At 65.5% G+C, this 18327-nt stretch carries 13 protein-coding genes and 1 pseudogene; 1 reads left to right on the top strand and 13 read right to left on the bottom strand.

All coding sequences use genetic code 11. From position 1 onward, the window contains the following. Positions 1-2358: 2358 nt before the first annotated feature. The 13 genes and pseudogenes from ACK59L_RS12155 to tssA form a co-directional block, all read right to left on the bottom strand. A pseudogene (locus ACK59L_RS12155) lies at positions 2359-2994 on the bottom strand (DUF6531 domain-containing protein); the annotation flags it as partial. 477 nt (positions 2995-3471) lie between these two features. Continuing rightward, a complete protein-coding gene (locus tag ACK59L_RS12150; RefSeq protein ID WP_144966194.1) occupies positions 3472-3906 on the bottom strand; it encodes a DcrB-related protein in 435 nt (144 codons plus the stop codon). Positions 3907-3917: 11 nt separating this feature from the next. After that, the gene (locus tag ACK59L_RS12145; RefSeq protein ID WP_409273838.1) at positions 3918-5855 is read right to left on the bottom strand and encodes a type VI secretion system Vgr family protein; all 1938 of its coding nucleotides are present in this window, start codon (positions 5853-5855) and stop codon (positions 3918-3920) included. Between the two features lie 11 nt (positions 5856-5866). Beyond that, complete coding sequence (gene tssH, locus ACK59L_RS12140; protein WP_196135281.1) at positions 5867-8542, bottom strand: type VI secretion system ATPase TssH; 2676 nt, start codon at positions 8540-8542, stop codon at positions 5867-5869. Further along, positions 8535-9551, bottom strand: a complete 1017-nt coding sequence (tssG, locus tag ACK59L_RS12135) for a type VI secretion system baseplate subunit TssG (RefSeq protein ID WP_409273835.1) — start codon at positions 9549-9551, stop codon at positions 8535-8537. The genes tssH and tssG overlap by 8 nt, the downstream gene beginning before the upstream one ends. Further along, entirely contained in the window at positions 9548-11410 is a 1863-nt protein-coding gene (gene tssF, locus ACK59L_RS12130) for a type VI secretion system baseplate subunit TssF (RefSeq protein WP_196135279.1), read from the bottom strand. Before tssF ends, tssG begins: the two co-directional genes overlap by 4 nt. Then, positions 11407-11922, bottom strand: a complete 516-nt coding sequence (gene tssE / locus ACK59L_RS12125; protein ID WP_196127457.1) for a type VI secretion system baseplate subunit TssE — start codon at positions 11920-11922, stop codon at positions 11407-11409. Before tssE ends, tssF begins: the two co-directional genes overlap by 4 nt. Beyond that, complete coding sequence (locus ACK59L_RS12120; protein WP_196135278.1) at positions 11916-12359, bottom strand: hypothetical protein; 444 nt, start codon at positions 12357-12359, stop codon at positions 11916-11918. Before ACK59L_RS12120 ends, tssE begins: the two co-directional genes overlap by 7 nt. Next, a complete protein-coding gene (locus ACK59L_RS12115; protein WP_409273832.1) occupies positions 12356-12796 on the bottom strand; it encodes a type VI secretion system amidase effector protein Tae4 in 441 nt (146 codons plus the stop codon). The genes ACK59L_RS12120 and ACK59L_RS12115 overlap by 4 nt, the downstream gene beginning before the upstream one ends. Before the next feature lie 70 nt (positions 12797-12866). After that, complete coding sequence (locus ACK59L_RS12110; RefSeq protein WP_058638525.1) at positions 12867-13355, bottom strand: type VI secretion system tube protein Hcp; 489 nt, start codon at positions 13353-13355, stop codon at positions 12867-12869. Between the two features lie 70 nt (positions 13356-13425). Then, a complete protein-coding gene (gene tssC / locus ACK59L_RS12105) occupies positions 13426-14922 on the bottom strand; it encodes a type VI secretion system contractile sheath large subunit (RefSeq protein ID WP_196135276.1) in 1497 nt (498 codons plus the stop codon). A gap of 11 nt (positions 14923-14933) precedes the next feature. Next, positions 14934-15449: a type VI secretion system contractile sheath small subunit gene (gene tssB, locus ACK59L_RS12100; protein WP_025340314.1), complete on the bottom strand. Its 516-nt coding sequence runs from the start codon at positions 15447-15449 to the stop codon at positions 14934-14936. 72 nt (positions 15450-15521) lie between these two features. Beyond that, positions 15522-16553, bottom strand: coding sequence for a type VI secretion system protein TssA (gene tssA, locus ACK59L_RS12095; RefSeq protein WP_409273829.1), 1032 nt, complete (start codon positions 16551-16553; stop codon positions 15522-15524). 393 nt (positions 16554-16946) lie between these two features. Here tssA and tagH point away from each other — a divergent pair, with 393 nt between their 5' ends. Then, on the top strand, positions 16947-18314 hold the full coding sequence (gene tagH, locus ACK59L_RS12090) for a type VI secretion system-associated FHA domain protein TagH (protein ID WP_409273827.1): 1368 nt from the start codon (positions 16947-16949) through the stop codon (positions 18312-18314). Positions 18315-18327 lie beyond the last annotated feature (13 nt).

Below are 18327 nucleotides of genomic sequence, written 5' to 3'. Positions count from 1 at the left end.
GATGATGCGCTCCCGCCCGGGTTGCAAGTTGCGCACCTGGACCAGCCGGTGCTCGGCGTCGTAGCGAAAATGCTGCGTACCGCGGCGACGGCTGCGCTTTTCCACCAGGCGACCGAAGCCATCGTAGCGATAGCGCTTGTCCTCGAAAGTGAGCACGCGGTTGTGCCGGACCAGCCCGGCACCTGCTGCCCGCGGGTCGAGCAGGTTGCCGGCCGGGTCGTAGCGGAATGCTTCGCGCTGGCCGACAGGGCTGTCTTGGCGCCCCAGCACATAGCCGCAGCCATCATGCTGATAAGCCTGCAGATAGCCGGTGCCCGGATGCTGCACTTCGCGTACGGCCAGTTGGTCGGCCGCGTCGAATTGGTACCGCTGCTGGTCTGGCGCCGGCAGCTGGCTGGGTTGGGTTGCCGGGCGGCGCAGCAGGGTGCGCACGCGCCCGCCACGGTCGTACTGGCGTTGAACCGCCAGGTTGCCCTGCAGGCGCAGCGTCTCCCGGTGTACGCGGTCTCGCTCGAAATCGCACACCACCTTGCCATCGAGGTTGATCTGGTGCAGGTGCCCGCTACCGTAGTACAGGCGGTTGATCCAGCGGCCGTCGGGGACTCGCGTGCGGGTAACATTGCCGAGCGGGTCGTACTGATACTGCACGCGGCCCTGCGCGCTGTGTTCTTCGAGCAACTGGCCAAGTGCATCGAAGGCGAAGCCAAGTTCCTCGACCTGGCCATCCACGGCGGTACGGCGGACCGCAACCACGTTGTCCAGGGGGTCGTTGCAGTAGTCGGTGCGCCCCTCATCGGTATGGCGGGTCAGCAGGCGACCGCCGGCGTCATACGCCATGCGATGAATGATGGGCGCCTCCTCGCTGCCCGGCGCAGGCATGAAGGTCACCTGGACAAGGTTGTCCAGTAGGTCGTACTGGTAGCGCCGCAAGCCGCCGTCCAGGTCGCGTTCGGCGATCAGCCGGTCGCCTGCATCCCATTCGAAACCGTATGCTTCGCCATTTTCGTTGTACAGCGCGAGCAGGCGCCCATGGTTATCGTACTGGTAGCGCACCTGTCGGCCGAGCGCATCGGTGCGTAGTTCCAGCTGCCCGCGGCGGTTACGCCGGTATTGGGTAACGTGACCTGCTGTGTCGATGTGCTGGGCCAACAAGCCGCTGGCATCCAGGGCAAACGCTTCGCTGCGGCCATCGGGCAAGGTCACGCTGCGCAAGCGACCCTTGCTGTCATGCTGGTAGTCGGTGCGCTCGCCCTGGGCGTCGGTGATCGATTGCAGGTGGCCCAATGAATCGTAGGCGAAGCGGGTCAGATAGCCGGAGCAGTCCCGCTGTTCGACCAGCAGTCCTTGCTCGTTCCAGCGCAGGTGGCGGCTGGAACCATTGGCATCGATGATTTCGACAGGGTTTCCCTGGCTGTCGTGGCGATACCGTGTGTGCTGGCCCAGCGGGTCGGTTTCGCGCGTGCAGTTGCCACGTTGGTCGTAGGCGAATGTCCAGCGGTGGCCGGCTTGGTCGGTCTGGCTGCGCGGCAGCGACCAATGCTCGAGCCACTCGGTCGACTCGCTACGCCCCAGCGGGTCGACCGTTTCGGCAAGATTGCCCGACTCATCGTAGAAAAATTGCCAGCGTCCATCCAGGGGATCGCTTGCCTCGAGCAACTGGCGCTCGTCGTTCCATTCGAAGCGCCAGGTCCGCTTGAGTGCATCGGTGTAGGCGGTGATCTGATACTGCGGGTTCCAGTGGCGCACGGCGACGCGGCCAAGACTGTCGGTCACCCGGGTGATGCCAGCGGCCACATCGTATTCGAAGGCGTAGCTGTCGCCGCCGTTGGTCCAGTGTCGTACTACCCGCCAACCGTCCTCATGCTGCGCCCATTCGTAATTGCAACACAGACCGCCGCCAGTACGGTGTTCGATCATGCGTCGGGCGGCGTCGTAAGCAAAGCTGCGCAGCGGCTGGCTTGCGCCATCCAGCACCTGAGCCAGGTCACCGTTGGCGTCATAGCCATAGCTGGCCAAGCGTTGCGATTCGCCGCTCGCCGCGTGGAGGTCGACGTGGCTCACACGCTGTGGCCATTGCTGGCTGTAGCCGAGCCGGACACGCACCTGGTCGAAGGTATCGCGCAACTGGCAAAGACGGCCTTGGTCGTCGTAATCCAGGTAGATCCGGTTGTCGTTGCGATCACCGATCTGGCTCAGGCGCAGTCGGTCAGGCCGCCCCGGGGTCGGCTGGAACAACCGGTACTCGCCTTCGCGGCTTTCGGTCAGCAGCTCGCCGTTGTGCGCCCGGCGTACGCTCAGCCCTTCACCGACGCTGAACACCGCATCACCCAGGGTGATGATGCCCATATCCACCCGGCGGGCCTGCTCGTCGACCAGCACCAGGTGATCGTCTTCGCCAACCTCTACCGAAACTTCGTAAGGCAGGCTCCAGCCCGCGCCGAACAAGCCATCGATCCGCTCGTCGTGGCTGTTGTAGAAGCGTTGCCAGGCGATCGGCAGGGTGGCCTGCACGGTGAAGTCGAGGTCTTCCTCGCCACACAGGACCTTGCCGCCGGTCGCCGCATGTACCGGGTTGGGCGAACCGGCCATGGCCTGGGTGAGGGCACCGGTCACCTGGCCGGTCACGACGCTGCTCACCCCGCCCACCAGCATGCAGCCGAACTTGCTGTAGAACTTGCCGCCACGCCCGCGCAGCAGCATCAGCGCGGTCACCGCCAGGCCGATGCCCGGCGTCTTGCCGCTGCGTATCTCGCGCACCACGATCGGCTCTCCACCGATGCGCACGTTACTCGATATCAGGCCACCTTCGACGATCACCGCTTCGCAGGTGCTGCGGTCACCGCTGCGGCAGGCCGGGTGGCCATTGATCAGTACCTTGCTTGACCCTTCGGCCAGATATTGCGGTGGCATGGGCGGGTGCTTGCTGCACAGTACTTTGTCGTCCGGGGCTGGCAGAGTATTGGCGGCTGGCGTGGCCACGGTCGGCCGCCACATCTGCGAGAAGAAGCCCTTGGCCATATCCAGAAAGCTTTCTTCCTTCGCCTCGCCAGCCTCGGCGCCGGCCGGCTCCAGCGGTGCCGGCGGGCCGGTGACGATGCCGGCAGCACGTGCCGCGCGCATGCCGTTGGTGCGAGTGTTCGGCGAGCCACTGATGATGGTGGCCTGCACCGACGGCGGGAACAGGAAATTTCCGATACCCTCGCATAATCGGCTCAGGCCGGTATCGGCGCCGGTCTTGGCCATGACCACACCGACCACCAGGCCGACCACCGCGCCCAGCACGAAGCAGCCCAGGCCACCGGTGGCCACGGTCAGGCCGAACGCCGCCGCCACGGCGGCAGTGGCCAGGGCACCGATGGCCACGGTGGCAGCGATTTCCAGTACACCGCCGACGATGTCTGCCAGCATCGAGGTGTGCATCAGCGCGTCGCCTTCGCGGGCGGCCCACAGGGCGTCGGACATGGTGCGCGATCAGCCCAGGTTGTCGAAGTCGAGCGACTGCTTGATGGTTGCCCAGTGCGCCGCTTCTGCTGCGCCCAGCGGGCTGGCCTTGACGTAGCTCAGGGCAAACATCTTGCGCGTGCCGGGCAGCACCAGGGCCAGCTGGTACTGGTGGACCTTTTCCTGGCCCTTGCTAAACTGGCTGCTCAGCTCGATGGCGGCGATCGCCTGGGCGGCACCCACCTGCACGGCCTGGGCCGGTTGCATGCGCAAGTCCTTGACCTGTTGTTGCAGGCGCTGCAGCTGGCCATCGAAATTGCTCTGCAAGGTCTCGCCTTCGGCCAGCTGGCTGCGGCTGATGATCAGCGAGGTGGCCAGCGCCTCGAAGCGCAAGATGTTGATGCTGCTGTCCTGCACGGCGGCATCGGGCAGGGTCAGGCGAAATTCGTTGATGCGATAACTCATAGCTGGTCTCGTTACTGGTCAGAGCCGGAGAAGATCGCCTTCACCGAACTGACGATGGTCTGTTTCACGCCCTGGTTGTCAGGCGCGGTCTGCGCACCGCTGCCGACGTTGAGGTCGAGGGTGCCGTCGGTATTGATCTCGCCGTTCTGACTGGCATGGAAGCTGAACTGCTCGCAGCTGATGTTGATCTGGCCGCTGGCGTTCAGCTCGATCACGCTCTTGCCGCACACTAGGCGCAGGTTTTCACCCACTTCGATCAGGTAGCTGGTGCTGACGCTGTCAGTCTTACTGGCGCCGACCAGCAGCATGTCGTCGCGGCGCACGGCGCGGATGCGGTCCTGGCCGATGGTGATGGTTTCCAGCATGCCGACCGTCTGGGTGCGGTTGATGCCGACCGCCAGCGTCTCGCACTGCTCGACCACGGTGTCCATGTTGCGCTCGGCATGCACGTACAGCTGCTCGGCGCCCTTTTTATCCTCCATGCGGATTTCATTGAAATTGGCCGGGCTGCCCCCCTTGCTCGAACGGCTCTTCATGCCGCTTTGCGTGGCATTGGCGGGCAAGTCGTAAGGCACGCTCTGCTCGGCGTTGTATACGCGGCCGGTGATGATCGGCCGGTCAGGGTCGCCTTCGAGGAAGCTGACGATCACCTCCTGGCCGATCCGCGGGATCTGCATCGAACCCCAGTTCTTGCCGGCCCAGGCCTGCGACACGCGAATCCAGCAGGAGCTGTTCTCGTTGGACTGGTCATGACGGTCCCAGTGGAAGTGCACTTTCACCCGGCCATACTGGTCGGTCCAGATTTCCTCGCCAGCGGGGCCGACCACCACGGCGGTCTGCGGGCCCTTGACGATCGGCCGCACGGTGCTGCATTCGGGGCGGAAGCTCTGCTGCGCGTCGATGCAGCTGAGGTTGCTCTCGAACTGCGCGGCGCCGCTGCCGGTGCCGCTTTCCAGGCGCTCTTGATGCACGTAGTAGCGCGCGGCGACGATCAGGTACTCGCGGTTCTGGTCCTGACGGGTGAAACCGCTGAGGCTGAACAGGTGACCGCTGCCCAGGCCACGGGCGTTGCCGCGCAGCTCGACGCGCTCGTGCAGGCTTTGCAGCGACTCCAGGCGCGTACGTGCGTAATGCTCGCCGTCCTGGCTTTGCTGGTAGGCGCCGGGGTAGTCGTACAGCGGGTAATCCCCGGCCTGGTGCGGGCGCGGCATGGCCGAGCGCACATCGATGCGTGCGCTGGGGCGCTGGAAGTCATAGTCGTTGAGTTCCAGCGAACCAGGCTGGACTTCCTGGGCCAGGTGCCAGTCGTTGATGTGGTCGCGCTCGCGATGCTGCCCGTCCGGCGGGTAGTAGGGCACGCTTTCGTAGCCCGGCACCTGCGGATGCGCGCCGTAGGCATCGGCCAGCACTAGCACGTGGCGCTGCGCTTCATGGCGGAAGAAGTAGTAGATGCCTTCCTCTTCCATCAGCCGGCTGACGAAATCGAAGCTGGTCTCGCGGTACTGCACGCAGTACTCGCGCTCGCAGTAGCTGCGGCTCAAGGCATCCTCGAAATCGGAAAAGCCCAGGTCGCGGAACACCTGCTTGATGATTTGCGGTGCGCTCAGGTGCTGGAAAATGCGGCAGTCGCTGGTGCGGGTCAGCAGCCACAACCACGGCCGCAGGGTGACCCGGTAGCTGGCGAACTGGCCCCGATCGACCGCCTGGCTGCAGCGGGCGACGATGCCATGGAAGTAGCGAGAGGTGCCCAAGCCCTGTTGCACGCTCAGGCTCATCGGCTTGCCCAGCAGGGCGTTGAGGTCGATGGCCGGGTCGTCGCTGGTCAGCCGCAGCTCATAGTCGAACAGGCGGCCGAGCTCGTCGCTGCCGCCCATTTCGGCCAGGATCAGCTTGTCCGGCCCCAACGGGCTGTTGATCTGCGCCAGGCGCGTGAACTGCGTGAACAGCATGGTCGGTCCTGTCAGTCGGCTGCGCCGAAGTCATAGTGCAAGTCGTTGTCGCGACGGCTGATGCGTACGCTGGCCAGCGGCTTGCCTTCGAGCATGCGGGTGAGAAACTCGCGGCTCATGTCCGGCAGCAGGCCGTTGGTGAGGATGGCGTCGATCATGCGGCCACCGCTTTCGGTTTCGCTGCAGCGCGAAACGACCAGCTCGACCACACCGTCGTCGTAGGCGAAGCCTACCTTGTGCGTGCCTTCCACGCGCTTACGAACGCGCTCCAGCTGCAGACGGGTGATGGCCTTGAGCATGGCGTCGCTGAGCGGGTAGTAGGGGATGGTCACCAGTCGGCCGAGCAGCGCCGGCGGGAAGATCTCTAGCAGCGGCTGGCGCAGCTGGCTGGCTACCGTGTCCGGGTCGGGCAGAGCCTGCGGGTCGTTGCAGGTACGCGCGATCAGCTCGGTTCCAGCGTTGGTGGTAAGCAGGATCAGGGTATTGCGGAAGTCGATCTGGCGGCCTTCGCCGTCTTCCATCACGCCCTTGTCGAACACCTGGAAAAAGATCTCGTGCACGTCCGGGTGGGCCTTTTCTACCTCGTCCAACAGCACCACGCTGTACGGCCGGCGGCGCACCGCCTCGGTCAGCACGCCGCCCTCGCCATAGCCGACATAGCCGGGCGGGGCGCCCTTTAGGGTGGACACGGTGTGCGCTTCCTGGAACTCGCTCATGTTGATGGTGATCAGGTTCTGCTCACCGCCGTACAGCGCCTCGGCCAGGGCCAGTGCGGTCTCGGTCTTGCCCACGCCGGAGGTGCCGGCGAGCATGAACACGCCGATCGGCTTGTTCGGGTTGTCGAGGCCGGCGCGGGAGGTCTGGATGCGCTTGGCGATCATTTGCAGCGCGTGGTCCTGGCCGATGATGCGCTTGGCCAGCAGGCTGTCGAGGTTGAGCACGGTCTCGATCTCGTTGCGCGCCATGCGCCCCACCGGAATCCCGGTCCAGTCGGCCACCACCGAGGCGACGGCCTGGTAGTCCACGGTCGGCAGAATCAACGGGCTCTCGCCTTGCAGCGCGCTCAGGCGCTGTTGCAGGTCGGCCAGTGTTTCGCGCAGTTCGGAGTTTGCTGGCAACGCCGCGTCCTGGTCGACCACACCGGCCTGGTCGCGCAGCTGCGCGCGGGTGGCCAGCAGCTGATCGACCAGGGCCTTTTCCTCGGCCCAGCGGCTTTCCAGGGTGGCTAGGCGTTGGCGCTCCTCGGCCAGCAAGCCGTCGGCCTGGGCCTGGCGCTGCCCGGTGGCCACGCCGATGGCGGCTTCGCGGGCGATGATCGCCTGTTCGACCTCCAGCGCCTCGATGCGCCGGCGGCTGTCATCGACCTCGGCCGGCACCGCGTGCAGGCTGATAGCCACGCGCGCGCAGGCGGTATCGAGCAGGCTCACCGACTTGTCCGGCAGTTGGCGCGCGGGGATGTAGCGGTGGGACAGCTTGACCGCGGCCTCGAGTGCCTCGTCGAGGATCTGCACCTGATGGTGCTGTTCCATGGTCGATGCCACTCCACGCATCATCAGCAGGGCCTTGGCTTCGCTCGGCTCGGCCACCTGCACCACCTGGAAGCGGCGGGTCAGGGCCGGGTCTTTCTCGATGTGTTTCTTGTATTCGGCCCAGGTGGTCGCCGCCACTGTGCGCAGGCTGCCACGGGCCAGGGCCGGCTTGAGCAGGTTGGCCGCATCGCCGGTGCCGGCTGCGCCCCCTGCACCGACCAGGGTGTGTGCTTCATCGATGAACAGGATGATCGGCTTGGGCGACGCCTGCACATCTTCGATCACCTGGCGCAGGCGCTGTTCGAATTCGCCTTTCATGCTGGCGCCGGCCTGCAGCAGGCCGACATCCAGGCTGCGCAGTTCTACGTCCTTGAGCGCCGGCGGCACATCGCCGGCGACGATGCGCAAGGCGAAGCCTTCCACCACGGCGGTTTTGCCGACACCGGCCTCGCCGGTAAGGATCGGGTTGTTCTGCCGGCGGCGCATGAGGATATCGACCAGCTGACGGATCTCTTCGTCGCGCCCGACGATAGGGTCAAGCTTGCCGCTGCGCGCCTGTTCGGTAAGGTCGACGGTAAAGCGCTTGAGCGCCTCCTGCTTGCCCATCGCCGCCGGCGCCACGGCGCCGCTGGCTTCGCCGGGCAGCGCAGCGCTGAAGCCGTCGGTGGCAGCCAGGTGGTTTTCCGGCGAGTCGCCCACGTACTCGCTGAAGCGTTCGCTCAGCGCCTCGACCTTCACTTTGCCGAATTCGCTCGACAGCCCCTGCAGGGCATGGCGCAGGCTCGGGGTCTTGAGGATGCCGACCAGCAGGTAGCCGGTGCGCACCTGGCTTTCGCCGAACATCAGGCTGCCGTATACCCAGCCGCGTTCGACGGCTTCTTCCACCTGCGAAGAGAGGTCGGTGATCGACGTCGAACCGCGCGGCAGGCGGTCCAGGGCATCGGTCAGGTCACGGGCCAGGCGCGCCGGCTCGATATCGCACTGGCGTACGATGCGGTGCAGGTCACTGTCCTGCAGTTGCAGCAATTGGTGCAGCCAGTGCACCAGCTCGACATAGGGGTTGCCCCGCAGCTTGCAAAATACCGTGGCGGCCTCGATGGCCTTGTAGGCGACGCTGTTGAGTTTGCCGAACAGCGCGGCGCGGCTGATTTCACCCATGGTCCTGGTTCCTTGTGTGGTGGGCGGCGGCCGGCTGGTCGGCGTAGTACCGGGCCAGCTTCAGGTCGCGTGCATCGTGCAGAGGGCGGCCGAGCCAGGTGTCGAAACCCAGGCGTTGGCCGGCATTGAGTTGCAGCGCAGGCACCTGGTCCTGCGCAAGGATCAGGTTCAGGTCCCAGTCCAGCTCCTGGCCCAGGTACTCGGCGACCCAGGACGCCAGTTCGACGAAAGCCTGCCCGCCGGGCAGCAGGGCGTGGTACTGGTCGAGGCTGAGTGGGCCCAGGCGCAGGCGGAACTTGTGCTGGCGGTCCCAGACGTAGCGGCCCAGACACAGGTCCACGCCCAGGCGGTTGGCGCGCACGCCGAGCTGGCTGCGTTCGGGCAGTTCTAGCCATTGGCCGACGTATTCTTCCAGCGTCACCGGCACGCCAAAATAGCCGCCAAGTATGCTGCACAGGCCGTCCGGGTAGCGGGTTTGCGCGCTCAGGTGGCCCGACCAGTGCAGTTTGCCGGTGTCGGCCAGCGCGCCCTGACCTTGCAGTTCGGGCTGGCCACGGCCACTCAGCGCCGCCAGGCGCGCGGCCCAGTAGTCGTCACCCAGGCGGTCGTGGCTGACTGTCGGGCGCGCTTCGGCCCAGGCTCGGTAGAACAGGCTCAGCAGGCGGTGATGGAAGACGTCCAGGAACGCCTTGCTGGTCGCGTCGCCGTGGTTGCGCTGGCGCTCGCGCATGTATTCGGTGAGGTGCAGTGGCAGCGGGCCATTGGGGCCACCCAGGCCGAAGAAGAACTGCTCCAGGCGCGCCGGCTGGTCGCCGTCGGCACTGACCGCAGCCAGGGTCGCCGGGGCGAACCCGCAGTCCAAGCGCTGGCCCAGGCGCACCGGCTCGTCGGCCAGGCGCAGGGAATGGCCGAAGCGTGGCAGCTCGGGGTGCTGCGCCTCGAGGCGGCGCAGCGCCTGGAAGAAATCGTACGCCCAGGGCTGCGCCTGCATGGCCGGCAAGGTATTCATAACGTCGGCCTGCGCCCGGGTTTAGCGGCCCAGCGCATGATCTCGCCACGTTCGCTGCTGCGCAGTACAGTTTCGGTGAAGCTGTTGATCGACACATAGCGGGTCAGGAAACGTTCGAACACCGCACCCAGCAGAAACACGCCGGTGCCGCGGAAGGCGTTCTCATCGAAGGTCAGGGTAATTTCCAGGCCACGCCCGAACACGATTGGCCCCGGCATCGGCAGGCGCCGCGTGCAGGGCTTGCTGCTGACCTCGCGCAGGCCGTCGATCTGCAGGTTCAGGGCGCTGTCCTGCGGGTCGCCGTACAGGCGCAGCAGTTCGCGCAGGGCAGCGGCGCCCTGGCCGTGTTCGGCCAGCGACAGGTAGTTCAGCGACAGCTGGCTGATCAGGCGCCAGGCGCGGTTGTCGTGGGCATGGCTGGCTTTGGGCCTGCTCGGGCCGGCCAGGCAGCGGATGCCGGCCACCGGCGCGCTGTCGGCCAGGCTGAAGTCGCTGCGGCCATCGCCCACGTTCATGAACAGCGGCAGGTCGCGGTTGCTGCACAGGGCGCTGATACCCAGCTGGCGCAGGTCGTGGCGGTACGGCGCCTGCTGGCCGTCAACCAGGCTGATGAACGTCTCGCTCCCCATGTAGCTGGAGCGGGTACCGTTGCGGCGCTGGTCGCTGGACAACACCCGTGGCTCGCGGCGCACGATGTAGTAGGCCTGGTCGCGGCCATAGCGCGACGGGTCGCGCACGGCGTAGAACGGCAGGAATTCCTGGTCCGGGCCGGTACCGTAGCCGGTGACCCGCTGCAGCGAGTGAATCTCGAAATCGGTGGGCCGGGTGCGGTCGGCGATCACGTGGTGCTCATGCACCCGATCGGTCAGGTGCAGGCGGTCGACCCGGCGCGGGAACAGGTTGATCGCCGGGGTGCAGAACGGCACGAACTGGCTGGCGCCGACGCTGCTTTCCAGGCTCTGGTCGAAACGCTCGAACAACACCAGCACTTCCAGCGTCTGGCCGCTGCAGCGCTGCACCGCCCGTTCCAGCCCGGCGATATTGACGAACAGAAAGCGCTGCGGCAGGGCGAAATATTCCTGCAATAGGCGGTAGCCCTGGAACGCCTGCGGCACCACCGGCAATGCTGCCTCGCGGTCGTCGAAGCCACACGGGCGCAGTGCCTGTTCGACGGGAATACGCTCCACCCAGTCCGCGCCGGGTTGGCGGACGAACACCGCGCAAGCGCTGCCCAGCAGTTGCTCGTAGAGGCGGAACGGGGTTTCGTCGGCGCCGTTGAGGTACAGCGGCAGATGGCTGAGCGGCAGGCTGGCGAATGGCACCTCGGCGCCAGTGCGCAAGGTCAGGCGCATGCCGGCGCGGGCCTGCGGCACGCTGCTGGCTAGGCGCCCGAGCACCGCACCGGGGTTGCCGAAGTACTCGGCGGCGGCCACCTGCAACGGCCACAAGGTAACGTCCTGGGTGCTGCGGAACTCGCACGGGGTCTGCGAGTTGCGCCCCAGGTTGGCGCGCAGCACACTGTCACGCGGCAGGCGGAAACCGCTGGCCAGCGAACCCTCGTCGGGGTCGGTCTGCAGTTGCACCACGGTCATCGACGGGGTCGGCGCCAGGTAGTGTGGGTAGGCGATTTCCAGCAGGTTGTGGGTGAAGGTCGGGTACTCGGCGTCGAGCTTGAGCTGCACCCGGGCGGTGAGGTAGGCGAAGCCTTCGAGCAGGCGCTCGACATACGGGTCGGCGCACTCGATGCCGGACAACGTCAGGCGCCCGGCAATTTTCGGGTATTCCCTGGCGAACTCCGCGGCACTCTCGCGAATGTGCTGCAACTCCTGGTTGTACAGCTCGAGCATGCGCGGGTTCATGCACGCCTCCGGCGTTCGGCGGGGGCCACACGCACATGCCCGGACTCAAGGTCGATGTCGGTCTGCAGCAGCAATGGCAGCGCCGCTGGCTGGGCCCACAGGTCGCCTTCGATCTCGAAGCTCAAGGCGTTGGCGTTCATCTCGCCGGGCGCGGCCTGGGCCCGCACCTTGAGGGTGTGGGGGAGAATGCGTGGCTCGTAGGTGGCGATGGCCTGGTGGATGATGCGTTCCAGGGCGGCCAGGTCGATGTTCGAGGCGCTGTTACCGGCCAGCGCCGGTAGCCCATAGTTGACCACCGAGGCCCCGGCCGGGGTGTCCAGGGTGGTGACGCTGTCGAGCAGCGAAGTGGTGTTGAGCAACCAGGCGAGGTCGCGCAGCACAGAGGCCTTGAGCTGGTGCAGGCTGAGCACGCGCTTGTCCGGGGCTTCCTGCGGGTTGCCCGGGTTGTCGTCGGTCAGGCGGTCCAGCAGCGACGGCTGCAGGCGGTCGCGGGCGGCGATCTCGGCTACCACTCGAACAGCCCCACGAAGTTCTTCTGGTCCACCGGGCCACGCGAGCAACTGCCGCCACGGGCCAGGATGGAGGGCTCCAGGCGCGTGCCGAGCTGGCGCACGGCCTGGAACTGGCTGTCGCAACGGCCAGGTTGCGCCGGGTCTGGCTGCACATGGCTGACAATGATGATCTGCGCCCCCTTGAATTGTTCGACGCGTGGCTTGCCGCTGTCGCGCCCTGGGCTGAGCTGGCAGGGCCAGGGCATGTCCAGTTGCAGCAGCGAGGCATCGGCTTTGCGCAGCGCGCAGCGGCCTTGGTGGTTAACCAGCGCAAGGGTGTGGCCGCCCAAGGTCACCTCAGGCGCCGCGCTCGAAGGGGCAGCGGGCGCCTGGGCACACGCGTTCAAGGCGAATGCGAGCAGCAGCGCCGGCAGCAGGGTTGTGCATGCAGGTCTCATTTGAGCTCCCAGAACCAGACAGCCTTGGATCGGTGCGCCTGGTCGGCGAAATAGCCCGTGACCCGGCCTCGGTCCCACAGATCGATGTGGTCGCCGGTACGGTTGTCGAATGCCTGCCCGGCACGGGCGAAGCAATCCTTGAAGAAGATGATGCCGCGCTTCTCGCTGAGCTTGAGGCGGTCGTTGGCGCTGCCGCTCAGTTGCAGGGGTGCGCCGAGATGGTGCTTCCACAACCAGTTGGCCAGCGACTCGGCGCCCCGGGCATGGCCATGAGCACAGCGCGGTTCGCTGTAGCTGCCGGCGTTCACCTTGATGGTGTGTTCGCCATTGAGCGCAATGCTCATGCGAATGGCGCATTGGTTGTCCCAGCCGCCGTCGCAAGGCGACGAGTCAGTCGGGTAGGCATTCCACAGGTTGATGAAAGAAGGCTTGGCCATGGGTTCACCGTAAGCGGGTGAGGTGAGGGAAGGGCGCCCACGCCAGCCAAGGCGGCGCGGACGCGGTCGGTCAGATCTTGACGTTGGAGCGGATGTTCCAGCCGTACTTGATCGGGCCGCCTTCCTTGCTGCCGTCGGCTTTCTGCGGCTGATAATCGACGGTGACCTTGGCGAAGTTCAGGGTCACGTTCTCGGTCAGGCGGTCGTCGCTGCCCGAGCCACCGGTGCTGAGCGAGCTGATGATGACTTCTTCGAGGTTGATGATCAGGTACTCGACCTGACTCTCGCCCCCGGCCTTGCGCACGGTCAGCTTGACCTTGTCGATGTGCTTGCCGCTGGAGCAGTGGGCCATCAGGTTGGGGCTGGACTTGTCGATGTACTTGGTGATCGACAGGTCCTGGATGTTGACCTTGCCCGAGCCGCCGCCGCTGCCCGTGTGCATGTTGCCGGACTGGGACATGCCCCAGCTCCAGTTGAGCACGTCGATTTCGTCCTTGTGGGCCTTATCGTGGGACTCGCCCTTGATGTCGCCGATCTTGATGAAAATATCTACAGCCATGATGTCCTCGGTATTACGCGTCAGGTTGGCGGTTGGGTGCAGTTAGGGCTGTCAGACAGCCCGGGGGCGGTCAGGCCCCTTTGGCCGAAGGCAGCTTCGATACCAGGCGCAGCGACACGGTCAGCCCTTCGAGCTGGTAGTGGGGGCGCAAGTAGAAGCGCGAGTTGTAGTAACCCGGGTTGCCTTCGACGTCCTCGACCACGACCTCGGCCGCTGCCAGCGGGTGCTGGGCCTTGGTGGTCTCGGTGGAGTGCGCCGGGTCGCCGTCGACGTAGTTGAGGATCCAGTCCTGCAGCCAGCGCTGCATCTCGTCCTTTTCCTTGAACGAGCCGATCTTGTCGCGAACGATGCACTTGAGGTAGTGCGCGAAGCGGCAGGTGGCGAACAGATACGGCAGGCGCGCGGCCAGGTTGGCGTTGGCGGTGGCGTCCGGGTCGTCGTACTCGGCTGGCTTCTGCAGCGACTGGGCGCCGATGAAGGCCGCGAAGTCGGTGTTCTTCTTGTGCAGCAGCGGCATGAAACCGTTCTTCGCCAGCTCTGCTTCGCGGCGGTCGGAAATGGCGATTTCGGTCGGGCACTTCATGTCCACACCACCGTCGTCGGTGGGGAAGGTGTGCGCCGGCAGGCCCTGCACTTCGCCACCCGATTCAACGCCACGGATGCGCGAGCACCAGCCGTAGTGCTTGAACGAGCGGTTGATGTTCACGGCCATGGCATAGGCGGCGTTGGCCCATGTGTACTTGCTGCTGTCGGCGCCATCAGTGTCTTCTTCGAAGGCGAAGGCCTCGACCGGGTCTGTCTTGGCGCCGTATGGCAGGCGCGCCAGGAAGCGCGGCATGGTCAGGCCGATGTAGCGCGAATCTTCCGACTCACGCAGCGAGCGCCAGCCAGCATACTCCGGGGTGGTGAAGATCTTGGTCAGGTCGCGCGGGTTGCTCAGTTCCTGCCACGAGCCCATGCCCATCACGGTCGGCGAGGCGGCGGCGATGAACGGCGCGTGCATTGAGGCGCAGACTTTCGACATCTCTCCCAGCAGCTCGACGTCGGGTGGCGACTGGTCGAAGTAGTAGTCGCCGACCAGGCAGCCGTAAGGTTCGCCGCCGAACTGGCCGTACTCTTCTTCGTACAGCTTCTTGAAGATCGGACTCTGGTCCCAGGCGGTGCCCTTGAACTTCTTCAAGGTCTTGTGCAGGTCGGTCTTCGACACGTTGAGCACCCGAATCTTCAGCTGCTCGTCGCTTTCGGTGTTGTTGACCAGGTAGTGCAGGCCGCGCCAGGCGCTTTCCAGCTGCTGGAAATCATCGTGGTGGATGATCTGGTTGACCTGGGCGGTGAGCTTGGCGTCGATGGCGGCAATGATCTGCTCGATCGAACCGATGGCGTCGTCGGACACCAGGCTGGTCTGCGCCAGGGCCTGCTCGGCCAAGGTACGCACGGCGCTTTCCACCGCTTCCTTGGCGCGCTCGGTCTTGGGTTTGAACTCCTGCAGCAGCAGGCTGGCGAATTCGCTCGGGTCCTGGGTGGCGCCGGCCGGCTGGGCCTGGGCTTCGCGCAATGGATCGTTCATGGGCTGTCTCCTCAGGCCTTGGGCTCGTTGTCGACGGGTTTCGGCGCGCTGGCCAGTGCCTGTAGCAGGGCCGGGTCCTTGATGGCCTTGAGGATGATGTCCTCGGCACCGGTCTTGCCGTCCATGTAGGTCAGCAGGTTGGCCAGCTGGGTGCGCGCCTCGAGCAGCTGGTTGAGGGCATCGACCTTGCGTGCCACGGCGGCCGGGCTGAAGTCGTCCATGCTCTCGAAGGTAATGTCCAGGCTCAGGTTGCCTTCGCCGGTCAGCTCGTTGGGCACGTTGAAGGCCACGCGTGGCTTCATGGCCTTCAGGCGCGAATCGAAGTTGTCGACATCGATCTCCAGGAACTTGCGTTCGGCTACCGCAGGCAGCGGTTCGGCCGGCTTGCCGGCGAGGTCCGACAGCACGCCCATGACGAATGGCAGCTGGACTTTCTTCTCGGCGCCGTAGAGCTCGACGTCATATTCGATCTGCACCCTCGGCGCACGGTTGCGTGCGATGAATTTCTGGGAGCTGTCTTTCGCCACGTTGTTCCTCCTGGTCGCCGGTGCGGCGGCGCTGTTCGTTGCGGGCGTCGGTGTTGATGCGGGCCGAGGGCGTCAGTTGTCCTCGGTGCCGCGCAGGTTCTCGAATTGCGACCAGCCATCGGGGATCAGGTCGCGGACAATGGTTGCGAAATCGGCATTGACCAGCCGCTTCGCCCGGTGCAACAGCACCGGCAGCGGGCTGGAGGGCTCGTGGCGGGCGTAGTACTGCAACAGCCGGTCGAGGCTCTGCTGCACGTCCTCGCGGCTGTTTACTTCGCCCGGGCGGGCGGCAGGCCGGGCGCTGGGGCTGGCGGCGGCGGGCGGCGCTTGCTCGCTGGTGGTCACCGGTGCTTCGGTGGCGGCCAGGGCAGGGCCTGCCCCGGCTGGGGCGTAATCGGCGAGCACCTGCTGCACCTGGCGCAGCGGCTGGCGCAGAGCCGACAGGTCGACGCCACTGGCCGAGCCGACCTGGTCGTTGACCCGCTGTTCGATGACGTCCACCGCCTCGCGGGCCAGCTGCAGGGCGGCCTGGCACTGCTGCACCTGGTCTTCGTCGGCGTCACGCAGGGCGGCGGCCAGTTCTTCGGCGCTGAGCTGTTCGCTGGCGAAGTGCTGCACGCCGGCGGCATGCAATGCGGCGCGCAGGGTGACCGGGCCGAAGGCGCGCGAGCGCACCAGCACGGCGTCGCGCAGCAGGCCGATAGTGGTGTCGCAGGTCAGGCCGGCCAGGGCGTTGACCCGTACCGTGGGGTCGTTGTCGTCGGCGGCGTCCAGCTGCGGGTGCAGGTAGAGCCAATACTCGGCAAGCAGGTCGCGGATCAGTTCCAGGCTGGTGGCCAGGCCCGGCAGGCCATGCAGGGCGAGGTTGGCCTGCAACAGAAAATGGGTGATGCGCAGGTCCTTGCTGCGTTGCAGCAAGCGGCTGCATGCCTGCTCGATGTCGCGCCACTGCGGCGGCTCGGCGGGCTGAACGGCATCGCCCATGACGCGCTCGGGGCGGCCCTGGGCATCACGCTCCAGTTGCAGAAACTCAGCGTCATATTCGAGGTCTTCGCCGCAGGGGAAGTCAGCAGAAACAGCGGCGAGCAACGGCGATGCGTACACCAGAATTCGATCTACCTATCAGCCCTTGGTGAGGGCGTGTTCTTGTGCGAATTTGCAAATGTGAACTGGCGCACAAACTTTTTTACGCGTGTCGAAGTGGTATCACGATGATATTATTTTGGCACTTCGAAGTTGCGCATTTATGGTTTATTTATTTGCAGGTGTCAAGGTAAGCTACGCGCCGCCGAGTGCCTGCTGTGACGCTGTTGGCAGTAGCCAGGCACCGCTCGTCATGGATTCTGGTTTGGCTACGGCATTAGCGTTACATACCCTTCATATATTTGTGGTTTTTGCTTAGGCCGCGTGAATCAAGCGTTGTAGCGGTGTTCGAGTGGCTTCGCGCACTAACTCGAATGGATGGATCGACGTTCTAAACGGATGCAAGGAGGCATGATGGCACTTTGCCTAACTATCACCAGCTATCACAAGATTACCCCTGGACAATGTCCGGAAATGCGGCTGGAGAGCGGTGCCATCACTATTGGTCGCGCGGCTAACAATGACTGGGTACTTCCCGACCCGGAACGGTTGGTATCGTCTCGGCATTGTGTGATCCAGTCCAAGAATGGCCAGTATTACTTGACCGACGACAGCACCAATGGTGTCGAGTTAGTTTGTGCCGGTATTCGTTTGCGTCGTGGTAACAGTGAGCCGTTGATGGATGGCGAAGTTATCCGTATTGGTGAATACGAGATACAGGCGCGGATCGACGCGAGCCTGCCTGGCAGCCTTGAAAGCGAGCCCCAGGCGCACAGTTTCGAAGCGCTGATGGCCAACCAGATGGCCGCCCCGACCATGCCTGCCCCGGCGATTTCCGGGGCGCCGGCTGCGCTCCTGCAGGGGGCTTCGAGCCATGACACCCTGCCTGACCTGTTCGATTTCCTCGGCCCGGCCAGCGTGCCGCCGGTCAGCCAGCCCGACCACGTCCCTGCCCAGCAGCATGACTTTCGCCCACCAACCCCGTTGGCTCCGCCGGCACCGACTGCCACCCCGGGGATGATCCCGGAAGACTGGGACCTGCTCGGCTCGACGCCGCCTGCAGCGCCGGCGGCAGTGGCCCCGGCCCCGGCCCCGGCTGCGGCTGCGGATATGATATCGCCACCGTCAGCGCCGCCAGTGACAGCGGCAGCGGTCGCGCCGCCTGCCGCTGCGCCCGCACCGGCCATGGCCAGCGACGCCCTGTTGCAGGCGTTCCTGCGCGGCGCTGGCATCGAGCACCTGCGCATCGACGCCGCCGATGCCGCCGCGCAGATGGAGGCCATCGGCCGTAGCTACCGCCTGATGGTAGAGGGCCTGATCGATGTTTTGCGTGCGCGCAGTAGCCTGAAGGGCGAGTTCCGCATGCAGCAGACCACCATTGCCCCGGTGCAGAACAACCCGCTGAAATTCGCCCCCAATGCCGACGAGGCGTTGCTGTTGCTGCTGCGCCACGGCAACCAGGCGTTTATGCCGGCAGACCAGGCGGTGCGCGAGAGCTTCGATGATCTGCGCGCCCACCAGCTGGCGGTGATGGCCGGTGTGCAAGCTGCCATCCAGCACTTGCTGGCGTGTTTCCAGCCGGCCCGCCTGGAGCAGCGCCTGGCACCGGCTGCCGGGCTGGCCAAGCTGTTCGGCGGCTCGCGCCAGGCGCATTGCTGGCAGCAGTTTACCGAGCTTTACGGGCAGATTTCCCGCGAGGCCGAAGACGATTTTCAAGAGCTGCTAGGCCGCGAATTCAGCCGCGCCTACCAGGTCCACAGCAGCCGTGCGCAACGTCGCTGAGTGCATCGGGGAA

This window comes from Pseudomonas sp. KCJK9111, assembly GCF_046231935.1.
Classification (GTDB): Bacteria; Pseudomonadota; Gammaproteobacteria; order Pseudomonadales; family Pseudomonadaceae; genus Aquipseudomonas; species Aquipseudomonas parafulva_B.
The sequence above is the reverse complement of the archived record's forward strand: the minus strand, read 5'-3'. Positions and strand labels throughout refer to the sequence as shown.

Bases quoted from the DNA above. Each gene is read 5' to 3' on its own strand.
- ACK59L_RS12145 (WP_409273838.1), bottom strand. From the start codon at position 5,855: ATGCTGTTCACGCAGTTCACGCGCCTGGCGCAGATCAACAGCCCGTTG.
- tssH (WP_196135281.1), bottom strand. From the start codon at position 8,542: ATGGGTGAAATCAGCCGCGCCGCGCTGTTCGGCAAACTCAACAGCGTC.
- tssC (WP_196135276.1), bottom strand. From the start codon at position 14,922: ATGAACGATCCATTGCGCGAAGCCCAGGCCCAGCCGGCCGGCGCCACC.
- ACK59L_RS12110 (WP_058638525.1), bottom strand. From the start codon at position 13,355: ATGGCTGTAGATATTTTCATCAAGATCGGCGACATCAAGGGCGAGTCC.
- tagH (WP_409273827.1), top strand. From the start codon at position 16,947: ATGGCACTTTGCCTAACTATCACCAGCTATCACAAGATTACCCCTGGA.
- ACK59L_RS12150 (WP_144966194.1), bottom strand. From the start codon at position 3,906: ATGAGTTATCGCATCAACGAATTTCGCCTGACCCTGCCCGATGCCGCC.
- ACK59L_RS12115 (WP_409273832.1), bottom strand. From the start codon at position 12,796: ATGGCCAAGCCTTCTTTCATCAACCTGTGGAATGCCTACCCGACTGAC.
- tssF (WP_196135279.1), bottom strand. From the start codon at position 11,410: ATGAACCCGCGCATGCTCGAGCTGTACAACCAGGAGTTGCAGCACATT.
- tssG (WP_409273835.1), bottom strand. From the start codon at position 9,551: ATGAATACCTTGCCGGCCATGCAGGCGCAGCCCTGGGCGTACGATTTC.
- ACK59L_RS12120 (WP_196135278.1), bottom strand. From the start codon at position 12,359: ATGAGACCTGCATGCACAACCCTGCTGCCGGCGCTGCTGCTCGCATTC.